Here is a 14,640-nt window from a genome sequence, read left to right on the forward strand (position 1 = left end):
TTGGTCCCCTCTCTAATAACGTTCCGTATGTTTTCATAAAAATGTGATGTTTTATGAAAAAATATTTCTTTCTATTAAGATAATAATCTTTTATTTAATCTAGGAGTATACATGACCAAGAATCCAGAACGCCCAAACGTGTATAGAATGAAAGCCAGCCATAGGCCATGATTATGCCAGATTGGTGTTGCCGTAATTTGTATAAGGATATAGAGAATCATTGCGTAAATCATTGAGTTTCGAACGGGAGCAATTTCAGTTGCACCGATGAAGACACCATAAATGACAAGACCAAAACATGCGGCAAACGGGTAAAGAATCAGCCATTTTCCATAGGTAGTTGAAAGTTCGACAACACTTGGTAGATTGGTAAAAAGCGCAATAATTTGTTCTTGAAATAATCCATATATATACCAGCGATAACAAAAGCCGTAATCACCGACCATTGCTTTGATAAAGTAAGTGTTTTCTTATATAATTCCTTATCCTTTGACCCTACCGCTTTGCCCACGAGAATGCTCGTGGCATTGGCAAACCCATCGAAGAAATAAGCCATTATGTAATGAATTTGAAATAGAACAGCATTGGCAGCTAATAAGTCTGTACCAAACGAAGCACCTTTTGCTGTAAACATATTAATAACGACTAATAAACAAATCCTTGTTCACGTTAAACACGTTTTTCATCGACTGTGTATCTATAAGTTCCTTGTAGGACGGTAACCTCCATTCAAACGGTGATGCCTTCCTCACAATGAATATCCCTACTATAAAGGCTGTCACTTCAGCAATCAAAGCGGCAGCAGCGACCCCTTTTACAGCAAATGAAAAAACATGGACAAAAAGAATCGCCAAGATCATATTCAAAACATTCATTAACACTTGTAGAAATAATGATTCTTTAATCTTTGCCATCCCCATTAGCCAGCCAAGGATCACATAATTCAGCAAGGTAAAGGGTGCTCCCCAAATTCTAATTCGAAAATATTCAGCTGCAAACTGACTGACATCAGAATCGTTTGAAAACAATATCATAGCTATATATTCAATCGGCCATTGTAAGAGAATAAAACACACCCCAACCACAACAGCTAATAAAAATGGACGCGATAAAGCAAGTATTCCTTGGGCTTGATCACTTGCGCCATTTGCTTGTGCGGCAAAAGCAGATGTACTAACCCGTAAAAAACCGAATACCCAATACAAAGTATTAAAAATAAGAGTCCCTACTGCAACTCCTCCAATATAGGCAGAATCGGGAAGCTGCCCCACAACAGCTGTGTCTACAGCACCTAACAAGGACGTGGTCATTGTCGAGATCGTTAGGGGAATCGCCAAAGTGAGGTACGCACGATGATTCATTAGGAATTCCTCCTCCTTTCCATTTGTATAAGAACAATAACCTCGATTTTTCAAATGAAATCGAGGCATTCGAAAATATTAAAATTAAGCACGTCTAACCGAACGAAATCGTGGGTGCTCGGCCAGCATGGAATCTCTCATCTCATTTACTAGAGGATGTTTTGAAGTAAAAAACTGTTTTTTTTCATAATAAAGCTCTGCCAATTCTCCTTTATCTAGTACACCTAATCGATCACTAATCGTATAGGCAGCTTTAATATCATGTGTAATAAAAAGATAGGATAACCCGAAGTCTGCTTTTAACTCCTTGAGTAATTCTAAAATAAGAGTTTGATTCACCATATCTAGACTACTGACAGATTCGTCTAAGACAATCAGCTTTGGCTTGAGTGAGATGGCTCTTGCAATATTGATTCTTTGCAATTGCCCACCGCTAAATTGATTCGGATATTTTTTTAAGTCCTCCTCACTTAGCCCTACCCTTTCTAATAATTCAATAACGGTTCGTTTTTGCTCTGCCACTGTTAGCTTTTCATAGTTTTCTAGCGGCTCTGCAATAATTCGTTCCGCCGTCATTCGAGGGTTAACCGATGAGTAGGAGTCCTGAAAGACAGCTTGAAGTTCACGACGAATTTTTTGATGACTCTGCTTATCTTGGTTATAAATATCATGGCCTTGAAATAAAACCTGTCCACATTGCGGCCGTTCTAGACCAAGAATCACTCTTCCTAAGGTACTTTTACCAGCTCCGCTCCTACCAAGCAAACCTAAACAGGTTCCTTCCTCAATCTCTAGAGAAATGTCGGAAAGTATTTTCCTAGATTGATCTTTCCAGTTGAAAAACGTTCGAGATCCATAACTATGGGTTACTTCATTTACTTGTAATAAACTCATTTTTTTACCCCTTATCAATGCCTAAGTCAAGCTAAATGGATGGCAGGTTCATCTACATTTAAGATTGAGCGTGCCTTTAATAGTTTTTTGGTATACTCATGCTGTGGCTCATCAAATAGTTGGAATACACCAGCTTTTTCTACTATTCGACCGTTCTGCATCACGGCCACTTCATCAGCCATTTCAGCAATGACACCGAGATCATGGGATATAAATAAAATGGCAGAGCCATATTCAGAGCGAATTTTATCTAAGTGGTACAGCACTTTTTTTTGATTATTTACATCTAGTGCGGTAGTCGGTTCATCAGCAATAATTACCGCAGGATGTAAGCATGCTGCAATGGCAATCATCACCCGTTGAAGCATACCACCACTCAATTGAAAAGGATAGTATTTTAATAGTTTAACAGGATCTGGTAAGTTCACATGATGCATCGCCTCAATGGCCATCTCTGTTGCTTGTTTTTTATTCCATTGTGAATGTGAACGAATGGTTTCAATAAATTGGTGGCCAATTGTAAAAACAGGCGTAAAAGCGTTCATCGGATTTTGCATAATAAAGGCGATATCCTTGCCACGAATCATACGCATTTCTTTCTCACCTAAACCATTCAATTCGTGTCCTTTTAATTCGATACTGCCTTCAATCGTTGTCGTTTTCCGATTGAGAAGCTGAAGAATGGACATACTCGTCACGGTTTTACCGCATCCACTTTCCCCAACAAGACCTAGTACCTCTCCACGCTTCAGTTCAAAGTTGATATCCTCAACAAGCGTGGTAGCACCAGTTTTTGTTTTTACCTGTACATGTAAATTTCTCACTTGTAACACATTTGACTGTTCTGTACTCAACATTCTCATTCCTTTTTAAGATCGACGTTTGACACCGTAACGTTCGGATAATGCTTCGCCCAATAAATTGAAGGTCACAATCACGAACATAATCATCAAACCTGGAAAAAGCATTAATTCAGGATTCGTCCGAATATATGACTTTCCTTCGTGAATCATCGCTCCCCATTCAGGTGTAGGCGGTTGTACTCCTAAACCAAGAAACGACATGGCGGATATATCCATGATCGCCCAACCCATTTCTAATGTACCCATGACCACCAGTGGAGGGAGCACATTTGGGACAATATGATGTTTAATGATCTTCCATTGCGATGAGCCGCTTATTTTCGCCGCTGCAATAAAGTTTTGTTCCTTCAGACTTAGTACCATTCCTCGGAACATTCTCGCATAATATACCCATTGTACAAGCATCAGCGCTAAAATGACCTGCGAAAGTCCAGGACCGAAAATACCAACCAGACCAAGGATAAGGATCAGACTCGGAAAAGCCATCACACCATCACAAAATCTCATCAAAACCTGATCCACCCAGCCGCCTTTATATCCAGAAAAGGTGCCAATCATTAAACCAATCGTTAAAGATGAAATGAAAATGAGCATGGCAAAGCCTAATGATATTCGTCCACCATATAAAAGGCGTGATAAGTTACATCTTCCTAAATGATCCGTTCCTAATGGGAATTCCCAGGATGGAGGCTGTAATTTATAAGCTAAATTGACCGCAATTGGATCATTGGGTGCGATCCAGGGAGCCAATAACGTGATGATAAAAAGAATCCCTAATACAATGGTACATATCGGAATTACTTTTTTTATTTATAAATATCCTGCGAATACTGGTTATCATCGTTGTTGCCCTTCTTTCCTGGATATGCGCGGGTCAATAAACATTTGAATCAAATCCACCATTAGGTTGCTAAATATAAATAAACTAGCGTCTATGAGTACATAGCATTGAATGATAGGTATGTCACGGTTAAAAATCGCTTCAATAAAATAACGGCCAAACCCAGGCCAAGAAAAAACGGTCTCCACAATAATCGTTCCAGTCAGCAGTTTCCCAAGATCCATCCCCGGACCAGTAATCATCGGGGAAATGGCAATTCTTAAGACGTGCTTGGACATAATGATTTTTTCTTTAATCCCCCTTGTCCTTTGCGAAGGATTTATGTAAAATCCCGCATCTTTAGTACTTCTAAGATATCGAGATCGGCATGGAAAAGCGAACTTCCTTTTTTCATTTTCAGGGTATTTTTAGAGCGAAACGACAAAAATACGCCTTCAAAAATGATTTTTGAAGGCGTTTTTTCAATTTCAGTGATTTTATAGCCTTTTTACGTTACAGTTCATTTTGTAAATTGTAAAGTATTGGGTTGATAATTATAAACCCATTCGTTTTCGAAAATCCATCCTATTCGAAAAAAGCCTCCCCTTTTGACATTTGTTTACTTACTGTGTCCACTACATGATTGTTTATTTTTTCTTTTACTCTAAATGTGAACAATAAACGCAAACCCGGCAGGAAAAATTGCCGGGTTTGCCTTTATTTATTCTTTTATTCTCAGCCCGTCAGCCAGTTCCTCTATTGTTATGAACAGAGGTCGCTCGCTTCCGTGCGGGGTATCGGGATAATGGGTAGAGAGATAGGTTTGCCCGTCCAGGCCGGTGAACAGGCTTGAATGCCCTGCGTTCCGGTCCATTAACAACTCTTGTTCATGATGCCATGGACCTTCGATGCTCCCTGACTTGGAACGGGCCACGGCTACGGTGTAGCCTCCAAAGCCTTTGTCCCCATAGTTTGGAACAGAGTAGCTCGACCAGAGCATCAACAGGTCGCCGTTTTGTGCTTCATACATGAACGGGGCATCCGTAAGGAATCCCTTTTTTTCAATCCGCGGGTCTCCGAACAGCCGAATCCATTTCATTTCTGCTGCATTTAATATTTCAACTGGTTCGCCATAGCAGTGCTTCAAATCATGAGTGAGCCTGATTGCCTTGATTTTCCCTTCATATTCTTGGGTCCATTCATGGCAAAAAACCATCCAACGCTGCCCGTCCTTGTCTTCATAAAAAGTTCCGTCAAGGCATTCCCAATTACCAGGCGTCGCAGCACCTTCACTGTGCGGAACGTATGGCCCCGCCGGATGGTCAGCTACCAGGATACCTGTCCCACGGTGTTCACCGATCCCGCCTTTAAACGATGCAAACATATAAAACCTGTCATCAATTGAAAATACCTCGGGAGCCCAGTAATGCCGAACGCCCCAAAAGCCGCGCGGCGGGTCAAAAGCAATATAGGGTCCTTCCCATGTCTCCAAGTCTTGGCTGACATACACTTCAAAAACGGGGTCCTTGTCACCGCAGCCATCTGCGAACGTGGTCCCAAATAAATAATATTTATTTTCCTCAGCGTACGGGAACACAAATGGGTCCCTCATATGGATGTCTTCACGATTTACCTTTTGTACTGTACGGAAACCTTTTTCCATTGTTTAGCCCTCCACGATTTCAGTATGCCACATATCATTTATCTTCCGGATTTCTTTCAGCTCGCATTTTGGCTTACGTTCATATGTTAGTAATCCGTTGATTTCCTGTTCCACATCAGTTAATTGGGTATAGCAGTACCCATGGAGCACTTTTGAAGCATACACCGCTTCCATGATCCGCTTATAATCCGCTACGAATTCATCAGAGCCGGTAACTGAAGTGTAACCCCAGCCCGCTTCCTCGCCAACTTTAAAACCGATTCCGCCATACTCCGTCAGGATAATTGGCTCTCCCTGATGCTCAAAGCCATTGGCGTAAATTTTCCGTTTAGCTGGCTGCGACTGCAGAAGCTGCTCCTTTGTCGAAATCGACTGCTTATAGTGTTCATATTTTACTTTTTCATTATCATTCCCATGATTATAATTGTGAATTGCACAGATATCGGATCGTGTTATTTCCCAGCCATCATTAGAAATGACCAGACGGGTGGCATCTAAAGATTTAACAAGGTGGTACATAGCCAGCGAATGGTTTTGCTGTTGTATGTCCATACGCACATTCGGGATGCCCCAGCTTTCATTGAGCGGCACCCATGCAACGATGGAAGGATGATTGTAATCACGTTCAATAATCTCTATCCATTCTCTTGTTAGGCGGGCGGCAGCTTGATCGTTAAAAGACGGAGACGCTGCGCATTCGCCCCAGACAAGGAAGCCGAGCTGATCAGCCCAATACAGGAATCTTGGATCCTCCACTTTTTGGTGCTTCCGGCAGCCATTAAAGCCCATTTCTTTGGCAAGCTCGATATCCAGTTTGAACGCTTCATCACTTGGCGCCGTCAGCAAGCCCTCTGGCCAGTAACCTTGGTCAAGCACAAGCTTTTGATAGTATGGCTTATTGTTGAGGTATACCATACCGTCTTCTGTATGGACCTTCCTCATGCCGAAGTATGCTTCAATTTCATCAAAAACAGAGTTGTTTTCTTTAATGGTCAATTTAACGTCGAACAAATTCGGGTTCTCCGGCGTCCAGCACCAGCCATTGTGGTGAAACGGGGTACGGAAAATCGAATTTTGAAATAAATCGATCGAACGCTGAGTGTTTATCGCTAACAAATGGATGGCATCCTTAGCAACGGTCTCTCCATTAAAGGAAATTTCCACTTCCGCCTGTTTGCCGGCAAACTCCCCTTCCACTTCTAATTCAAGATATACAGCGCCATGATCCACATCAGGCGTGAATTTTACCTTTGAAAAATGGACAGGGTTGACCGCCTCCATCCAAACTGTCTGCCAAATTCCTGTAGTCCGTGTATACCAGATGGAATCGGACCTTTCAATCCAGTATTGCTTTCCTCTCGGAATTGTTTCATCGGTTGAAGGATCTTCTACTCTTACGACAACGGCCTCAGTCCCCCAATTTAAATAATGGGTAACATCGAAGGAGAAGGAGACATTTCCTCCTTCATGAAAACCTACGAGCTGTTCATTCACATAAACCCACGCCCGGTAATCCACCGCTCCAAAGTGAAGGATGACCTGTTGTTCTTTCCAGTCAGACGGAACCGTAAACTCACGGCGGTACCAGACATGATCATGAAAGCTGTGGTCTTCAATACCGCTCAATTTTGTCTGGTAGGCAAATGGAACGTTGATTTCTTTTGTAAAAGCTGCCGCATTAGAATGCCAGGCTTCCTTTACCCCTGCATTTTGATCATCAAAGGCAAATTGCCAGATTCCGTTTAAATTTAACCAATTCTTTCGCTTCAACTGTGGTCTCGGATATTCTTGACGCATCATAACTTTAGTCTCCTTTATTAACTGCTTTATTCATATTGGAAGCAACGGAACTTTATTTAATTCCTGAGTTCGTTACACTTTTTACAAAATATTTATTGGCCACGAGGAAAACGACGATTGCCGGGATGGTCGCTACAACTGTCGCAGCCATCATTCCAGCGGGATTGACGAAATTGGATCCTTGGATTAGCGTCGCAATTCCAAGAGTCATCGTTTTCATTTCATTGGAGTTAATCACGAGTGACGGCCAAAGGTAATCATTATAGATCCCCATAAATGTGATAACTCCCAGCGTTACGGCTACCGGTTTGATCGCCGGGAATATGACATGACGCAGGATTTGCATTTGAGAAGCACCGTCAAGATAGGCTGCTTCTTCCAGATCCTTTGGAAAGCTTAAAAGGAAGTTGTAAATCAAGAATACTCCCATTGTGCTTGCTGTATACGGCAGAACCAGCGGGATAATGGTGTCCAGCAAATTAAAAGTTTTAAACATATAGAACGCCGGGAAAAGCGTCACGATGCCTGGAATTGTTAAGGCTATAACGATAATCCCGATGATGATTTTTTTACCAGGCACGTGCAGACGGGCCAAAGAGTAGGCTGCAAGAATATCAATGGCAACAACAAGAACCGTGCCTATAATAGTGATGACAGCTGTGTTAAAAACCCAGAGAAGGATTGGTGCATCACTAGTTGGAGAGAAAATATCCATATAGTTTTGCAGCGTCCAAACTTTTGGCAGGATGGCCGAGCTGGACATGGATTCACTTAATGTTTTAAAGGAAGTGAACACCATCCAGACTAACGGTAACAGAAACAAAATGGCGATTAAGATTGCCATTGTGACAATGATGATGTTTTTTTGCTTTCGTCTCATGTTAATTCACTTCCTTTTTGCGGTAAGACATAAAGTATTGAGCAGCGGTCACGAGAAGCATAATGATTCCCATTAAGATGGCCATCGATGAACCTACACCAAGCTGGTTCATACCAAAAACAGTATTCTGGATGCTCATTGTCAATGTTGTGGTCGACTGCTCCGGGCCCCCTGCTGTGATGAGCTTTGACTGCCCGTACAAATTGAATGACGCGATTACAGTCATAATTATGATAAAGAATGCGACATTTTTGATTTGAGGCAATGTGATATAAATAAACTTCTTGATCCCATTGGCTCCGTCAAGATCAGACGCTTCATAAAGACTTGGATCTACCTCGTCAAGGGCGTTTATGAACAACATCATATTAAATCCAATTGTCCACCAGACAGTAGAAATGAGGACAGACGTCCAAGCATAGGGCTGTTCACTAAGCCAGTTAATCGGTTTGTCTAAAATCCCAATGCTGACAAAAAGATTATTGATAAAACCGCCATTCTCATTGAAGAGCCACAAGAAGATAGCAGATACAGCGGTAACTGAAATCGAATAAGAAACGAAATAAATCGTCCGGAATATAGGCTTAAGCTTCGCTGGCAGATGGTCGAGAAGGAGCGCAAGGCCTAAAGCGATGATCACAAGCGGAGGAACACTGACGACGACGAATACTAGCGTATTTTTCAAGGCCAGCATAAACGCTTCATTATAAAGAGAGCCAGTGGTTAAAATATCAACATAGTTTTGAAGCCCAATAAAACCGTTATTACCCGATGAAAGGTTCCAATTGTGGAGGCTGACCCATACTCCCAAGAGCATCGGTGCCAGCCAGAATAAAATAAAGCAAAGTATAAATGGGGATACCATCAGGATTGCCCATGTTTTTGTCGAAGTTCCTTTGTGCATTTTATACACCCTCCAATAAGTGGGAGACCTAATGCTCACCTTTAGCTTATTTCGTGTTTTTTAGCGTGAAAGGCGCAGGAATTCCCGCGCCACTCCACCTTTTTTCTTAATTACTTCGGTTGTGTTTCAGCAACTTGCTTTGCTTTCTTTGTTGCAGAAGCAAGTTCTTTCATTAATTGTTCTTTTGTCAGGTTTTCGGTTGATACAAGCTTGCTAAAGACTTTTTCGTTCATATAACGGATTTGTTCTCCATATTGATATACTTGCGGCGGAGCAACAAAAGAATCAAATTGCAAAGAGTTTTGGTATGCGATTTGGTACTTCTCTTTCTCGGCTGTCACTTTTTCGATTGTCTTCAAGTGTACAGGAGCTTGTCCTCCATCTGCCCAGTTGATCAGATTTTCAGGAGTGAACATATATTTGGCAAACTCAGCAATTCCTTCTTTAACTTTCTCGTCTTTAACACTTGCGGAAACAGCAAGAATGTGAGCGTTACCGTAAGCTGCAGGCTGCTTGCCGATCTGTGGAATTGGTGCAATTCCAAGTTTATCGCCATATTTTTCTTTCGCTGCCCCATAGAACCAAGGACCCGTTAGAGCAACAGCTGATTGAAATGCTTTTCCTGATTCTGCTTCTTTCATGAAGGTTTTAAATTCTCCATCAAGGCCTAAGCCGGCTGGAGAAACCTTATCTTTCCAGACCATATCGTGGAAAGTCATCAGTGCATCTGCGAATTCAGGCTGATTAAAATTCAAGGCATTGCCATCCTTCAGCTCTACACCATTCTGGGCAGCAATCATCATCATGTAAAACTCCACAAGACCTGTTGAAGGAACACCTAGTGCATATAAATCCTTATTTTTTGCTTGAAGCTCATTATTCAGCTTCACGATATCCTCATATGTTTTTGGAGCTTCATTTACAAACTCTTTATTGTAGAACATGGTTAATGGGTGAATATCAATCGGGAATCCGTAAAGCTTTCCGTCCAATTTTGCAAGATCCATTCCAGCCTTGTGGAAATCAGATTCTTTCAAACCTGCTTTTTCGTACAGCGAGCCAACATCCTGAATCATGCCGTCAAGACGGTAAGTTTCCATGTTGTTCCCATGAATGACAACAAGGTCATAGTCACCGGATTTGTATTTTGTATAGTGATCTTTTTCTTGGCTTTCGACGATTTCATACTTGTTCTGAGAAGCATTAAATCCATCCGTGATTTTTTTCATATATGCCCCGTCACCGCCGGTGAAACCGTTGATAAATGAGATTTGAATCTTTCCATCTTTTGACTTATTGGAAGCATTATTGCCGCCTGAGCAAGCGCCTAAAACTAGGACACTAGCAATTAATAAAACTAACCATTTAAAAGATTTCATTCCGTGTTCCTCCTTGGAAATAGATTATCCTCTGTTGAAAGGTCCTTTTCTTGAAATCACTCTTTTATAAAACGCTTTCAACTTTCTGAGGTTATTATTACATATTTTATTATTACAAATCAAGTATTTTTATAACAATATTTTTTGTGATAAAAAAAGCTGACCGGAATAATTCCTAGTCAGCCTTTTTCTGCAGCGGATCAATCCGAAACAGCATATTGAATTTTCATGATTAACCCTTGTTCATAGTTTCCGAACTTGGAACCGAACAAATTAATCCCGCCGAGATTTTTCGCATCTTTTTTAACCCCAAGTCGCAGCGAAATGTACGGCTTTTCCTGCAGTTTCAAATCATCAATCGTCACCGTGGAAATTTTCACTCCATCGATAAAACTACCTTCCTGGTTGATTTTCCAATACTTTAACAAACCATACTGAGTATTATGGGTTTCCCACCAGCCTGGAGTTAAGAATCCCCTATCGCCACCAAAGTCACCAGGACTTGTCCAGTAGCCAATTTCCTTCCCGTTAATCCAGCAGGTGATATCAGAAGGCCAGTCTAAATTATGATAAGGAGCCTCCGAACATAATTCAACGGAGAAATTCAGCTCTTCTACCCTTGCTCCGTAAGGAATCCTGTTTGGGAAGTGGTACTCAATGTACCCGGAACGAAACCAGATTAGCTGGGCATTTTTCCGTTCCGGTTCGAAAAAGGATCGGGGATCATCAAGAATATGGATAATGCCCTTCTCACTAAGCAAGCCACAAGTTGGTTCAATATCACACTGAACATATTCCCCAATCTCCAATTCGAAGGTTAACACATCTTCCTTCGCAGGCTCCTTCTCCTCAAGATCTATAATGATACGGTCATATCGTTTTGAACTTACCTTTTGGCTCCCTCGGCCGGGGACGATCTCAGTCGTGATCAAACCCGCTTCCTCCAGTTTCCTTACATTCACCGCTGCCGAAGAGAACGGGATGTTTAACATCTCGGAAAGCTCATTCACATTTTTAGGGCCTCCCGTCAGGGACCGAATCATTTCCATCCGGTTTTCGTTTGCAAGCGCTTTACAAATTTCAATCGCTTCTTGTAGTGTTAATTGTAATGTTCTCACATTTATCTCCCTTTATTACATCTTTATTTATAATAAAAATACAGGAAAATAAATTTAACTGCAACTTTCCTGTAATAATAATGGTATTGTTCTTTTCATTATACAATATTTTGTTTTTAATAAAATACATAAGTTTTTTAAGCATAAGAGTAATAGTATCATTATGTCCAAGCTTCAGAGATTAATTGAAATTGTTTTTAGGTTTTTGCACCGGAACCCTTACAATTTCTATTGATATATATCTAAGGTCTCAACAACTGTTCTGTGATATTTTCAATTAGAGACTTTATTTGTTTGCAGCATTTTTGCCAGAGGAAAAGACACGAAATATCATTCAAAAAGAGCTTGAAGAGAATCTAATCGAACAATCTAAATTGGAATCGATCATAGCATTTGTGAAAAAGGAGAAATACGCTTTTACTTCCGAGTACCTATCAGGAATTTCAGCTATTGCGGCTCCTGTATTTGATTATAAAAAAGAACTAATAGCTTCCCTATATATCGTTGCAGTCACAGAAGCACTGGATATCTCAAAGGATTCACCATTAGTAAGAGAACTATTAAAAACTGCCCAGAAATTATCAAAACAATTAGGTTATTCCGAATAATTGTGACAGTACATTCAGATTCGTGGAAGTAATTCGTATAAGTCTGTTAAGAAAACCATTTTTTGTCTAAACATAATAAATTACTTTAAAGTAAAATTCGTGTCCAAGGACTGGACACCAAATGAGTTCAACAGAAAAAGAAAAAGCAGAGTTAGTTTAACACCTTAACTCTGTTTGTTTTTAACCACTTATTTTGCAATGAATGGTTTTATAATGGATATCTATTTTTTTCGGATTGTATGCGCTCACCTGAAATGATGCACATGAACATATTTCTATAAAGAATTAACAACTACAATTTTTCCGTTTGCTATATTACTTTCCATCAAGAGATGCCCTTTATGAATTTCATCAAGTGGGAAAACTTTTGCAATTGGAACATTAATTTTATGTTGTTCAATATGTTCAAACAGTTCAACTAGTAATTTCACTTTAAAATTAACTCCGTTATCAAACTGTGTAAAATATGCACCAGAAGGAATATCTATCATAGGTTCAAAGTTGTCCAACACCCATTCTCCACTTAAGATTCCGGTCATACATAAGATACCATGCTCAGAAAGTAACTTAAAAGAGTGTTTCAATGTGACAGTGCCAACTAGTTCTAAGACTTTATTTACACCTTTTGGAAAAAGGGAGAAAAGTTGTTAAATGCCTAATGGTATTGCAATAATTAAGGAGAAAAAGAGAGCGATTAATGAAATCTCTACATGTTCCAAAAGCGCGTTTAGAAGTTGAGACTTCCTAGCCAACTCTAGGCGTTTTAATACCTCATCAACTGGGGTTGATAAGGAAATGGTTTTGGTATCAGATAATAATGCGTTTCTGATGATTTGGGAGTGATAAGTTCCTTCAAATTGATCGAAATTTCCGGCTGCCAACAAATTCACGAACAAAATCATTCGCTGGATTCGTTAAGAATTCGTGTGGGGTTCCTATTTGAATGATTGCTCCTTCTTTCATCACACAAATACGGTCTCCTAACTTCATAGCCTCTTTACATAACATGTGTAACAAAAACAATTGTTTTTTTAAGTTTACGTTGAATTTCTAGTAAATCTTCTTGCAATTTTTTCAAGTGCACTGAACGGTTCGTCCATCAAGATAATTTCAGGTCCGCAGCTAAAGCTCTTATTACACCTACTCGTTGTTGTTGTCCACCTGAAAATTCACTAGGTTTACGAATTCGATATTCTTTGGGGTCGAGCCCCACCATATTAAGTAATCATCAACACGAGCAGCAATCTTTACTTTGTCCCAATTTTTAAGTTCCGGTACAACGGCGATATTTTCAGCAATTGTCATATGTGGAAAAAGCGCAATTTGCTGTAGCACATACCCAATATTCCAACAAAGTTCATTGATGTCATAGTCACTTATTTTCCTTCCAGTAATAAGAACCGCACCTTCTGATAATTTAATGAGCCGGTTGATCATTTTTAATGTAGTTGTTTTTCCAGAGCCGCTGGGACCGATTAAAACAAAAAATTCACCTTTCTTTATCTCTAAATCTATAGACTTTACGTTAAAGGTCCCATTAGGGAATTTTTTCGATACTTGTTGAAATCGAATCATCTTACATCTACTTTTCGTAGTTGCTTACCCTATTTTTAATTTTATAAAATTTTCCATTACATAGATGTCTATATATTATGCAAAAAAAAATTAAAACCTTTTTAGGATTTTTTCTAACAATTGTTCCAACTGTCCTTTTTCTGACTTAGTTAAAGCGCCATAAATGACCGTGTTTAACCTTTCTGAGATCTCTCGAAATATCGGTTCCAGCTGGATAACCTTTTCCGTAAGATTGATTAAAGTTACGCTGTTATCCTCCCAATTCTTTATTCTCTTGACATAACCAAGTTATTGTAACTTATCAACTAATGCTGTTACTGTCGGCTGAGTGCGATGGATTCTTTCAGCCAGTTCCTTTATGGATAAGCTGTTTTTTTCGTAAAGGCACACTAAAATATCCCCGTGAGATGGGGCGATACCATCCACTCCGTGTTTTCCAAGCTCCGACAAAATCATATAGTTTACTGCGTCTCTAATCTTTCCAACCATTGATGCTGTATCATATTTTATCATGTTACCCATTATATATAGATATCTATATATTTTCAAGTGAATGATTTCTAATTACTTTTTCTGAACCAAAGTGATAATGCCTCTAGTTGCAAGAGAACTAGGGTCCGTAAGGTTAGCAAAATCAATTGCGTGTATATTATCAGTATGAAATTGCCTTCCTTATCTGTAAGTGGATATATTTGGCTCAATGTTAAGCTGTAAAACAACCATTAAAATCCCTTACTTTCAAAAGGCTGCCACCAGCCTATGGTAACAGCCTTTT

General features: G+C 40.0%; 11 protein-coding genes and 5 pseudogenes. 1 reads left to right on the top strand and 15 read right to left on the bottom strand.

Translation table 11 applies throughout. The features are described from left to right. Positions 1-74 precede the first annotated feature (74 nt). The 11 genes and pseudogenes from BR30_RS33325 to BR30_RS0112490 all read right to left on the bottom strand — a co-directional run bounded on the left by BR30_RS33325 (position 75) and on the right by BR30_RS0112490 (position 11,682). Positions 75-1,361: pseudogene (locus BR30_RS33325) on the bottom strand (MATE family efflux transporter). Between the two features lie 84 nt (positions 1,362-1,445). Then, positions 1,446-2,255, bottom strand: a complete 810-nt coding sequence (nikE, locus tag BR30_RS0112445; protein ID WP_026565309.1) for a nickel import ATP-binding protein NikE — start codon at positions 2,253-2,255, stop codon at positions 1,446-1,448. Positions 2,256-2,281: 26 nt separating this feature from the next. Further along, complete coding sequence (gene nikD / locus BR30_RS0112450) at positions 2,282-3,109, bottom strand: nickel import ATP-binding protein NikD (protein WP_026565310.1); 828 nt, start codon at positions 3,107-3,109, stop codon at positions 2,282-2,284. Positions 3,110-3,124: 15 nt separating this feature from the next. Further along, positions 3,125-3,959: pseudogene (gene nikC / locus BR30_RS33330) on the bottom strand (nickel ABC transporter permease subunit NikC). Beyond that, positions 3,956-4,267 (bottom strand): annotated as a pseudogene (locus BR30_RS0112460) (ABC transporter permease subunit); the annotation flags it as partial. The pseudogenes BR30_RS0112460 and nikC, both read right to left, overlap by 4 nt. Before the next feature lie 392 nt (positions 4,268-4,659). Continuing rightward, the gene (locus tag BR30_RS0112465) at positions 4,660-5,601 is read right to left on the bottom strand and encodes a glycoside hydrolase family 43 protein (RefSeq protein ID WP_026565312.1); all 942 of its coding nucleotides are present in this window, start codon (positions 5,599-5,601) and stop codon (positions 4,660-4,662) included. A 3-nt stretch (positions 5,602-5,604) separates the two neighbouring features. Beyond that, positions 5,605-7,401, bottom strand: coding sequence for a glycoside hydrolase family 2 protein (locus tag BR30_RS0112470; protein ID WP_026565313.1), 1,797 nt, complete (start codon positions 7,399-7,401; stop codon positions 5,605-5,607). A gap of 52 nt (positions 7,402-7,453) precedes the next feature. After that, complete coding sequence (locus BR30_RS0112475; protein ID WP_026565314.1) at positions 7,454-8,281, bottom strand: carbohydrate ABC transporter permease; 828 nt, start codon at positions 8,279-8,281, stop codon at positions 7,454-7,456. Between the two features lies 1 nt (position 8,282). Next, positions 8,283-9,185 carry a carbohydrate ABC transporter permease gene (locus BR30_RS0112480; RefSeq protein WP_026565315.1) on the bottom strand — a complete coding sequence of 301 codons (903 nt, stop codon included), beginning with the start codon at positions 9,183-9,185 and terminating at the stop codon, positions 8,283-8,285. A gap of 110 nt (positions 9,186-9,295) precedes the next feature. Next, positions 9,296-10,564 (bottom strand): extracellular solute-binding protein, encoded by a 1,269-nt coding sequence (locus BR30_RS0112485; protein WP_026565316.1) that lies wholly within the window; start codon positions 10,562-10,564, stop codon positions 9,296-9,298. Between the two features lie 200 nt (positions 10,565-10,764). Continuing rightward, positions 10,765-11,682: an ArsR/SmtB family transcription factor gene (locus tag BR30_RS0112490; protein ID WP_051633597.1), complete on the bottom strand. Its 918-nt coding sequence runs from the start codon at positions 11,680-11,682 to the stop codon at positions 10,765-10,767. Positions 11,683-11,972: 290 nt separating this feature from the next. Between BR30_RS0112490 and BR30_RS0112495 the strand changes: the two genes are divergently transcribed. Then, positions 11,973-12,290, top strand: coding sequence for an IclR family transcriptional regulator domain-containing protein (locus tag BR30_RS0112495; protein WP_026565318.1), 318 nt, complete (start codon positions 11,973-11,975; stop codon positions 12,288-12,290). A gap of 275 nt (positions 12,291-12,565) precedes the next feature. Here BR30_RS0112495 and BR30_RS35205 read toward each other — a convergent pair. From BR30_RS35205 to BR30_RS37815, 4 genes and pseudogenes are all read right to left on the bottom strand, one after another. After that, positions 12,566-12,913, bottom strand: a pseudogene (locus BR30_RS35205) (zinc-binding dehydrogenase); the annotation flags it as partial. Positions 12,914-12,937: 24 nt separating this feature from the next. Beyond that, complete coding sequence (locus BR30_RS38665; RefSeq protein WP_231507699.1) at positions 12,938-13,171, bottom strand: hypothetical protein; 234 nt, start codon at positions 13,169-13,171, stop codon at positions 12,938-12,940. Beyond that, positions 13,161-13,865: pseudogene (locus tag BR30_RS33340) on the bottom strand (ABC transporter ATP-binding protein); the annotation flags it as partial. The pseudogene BR30_RS33340 and the gene BR30_RS38665, both read right to left, overlap by 11 nt. A 288-nt stretch (positions 13,866-14,153) precedes the next feature. Further along, on the bottom strand, positions 14,154-14,387 hold the full coding sequence (locus BR30_RS37815; protein ID WP_231507697.1) for a MarR family transcriptional regulator: 234 nt from the start codon (positions 14,385-14,387) through the stop codon (positions 14,154-14,156). Between the last annotated feature and the right edge of the window lie 253 nt (positions 14,388-14,640).

Source organism: Bacillus sp. UNC41MFS5, from assembly GCF_000686805.1.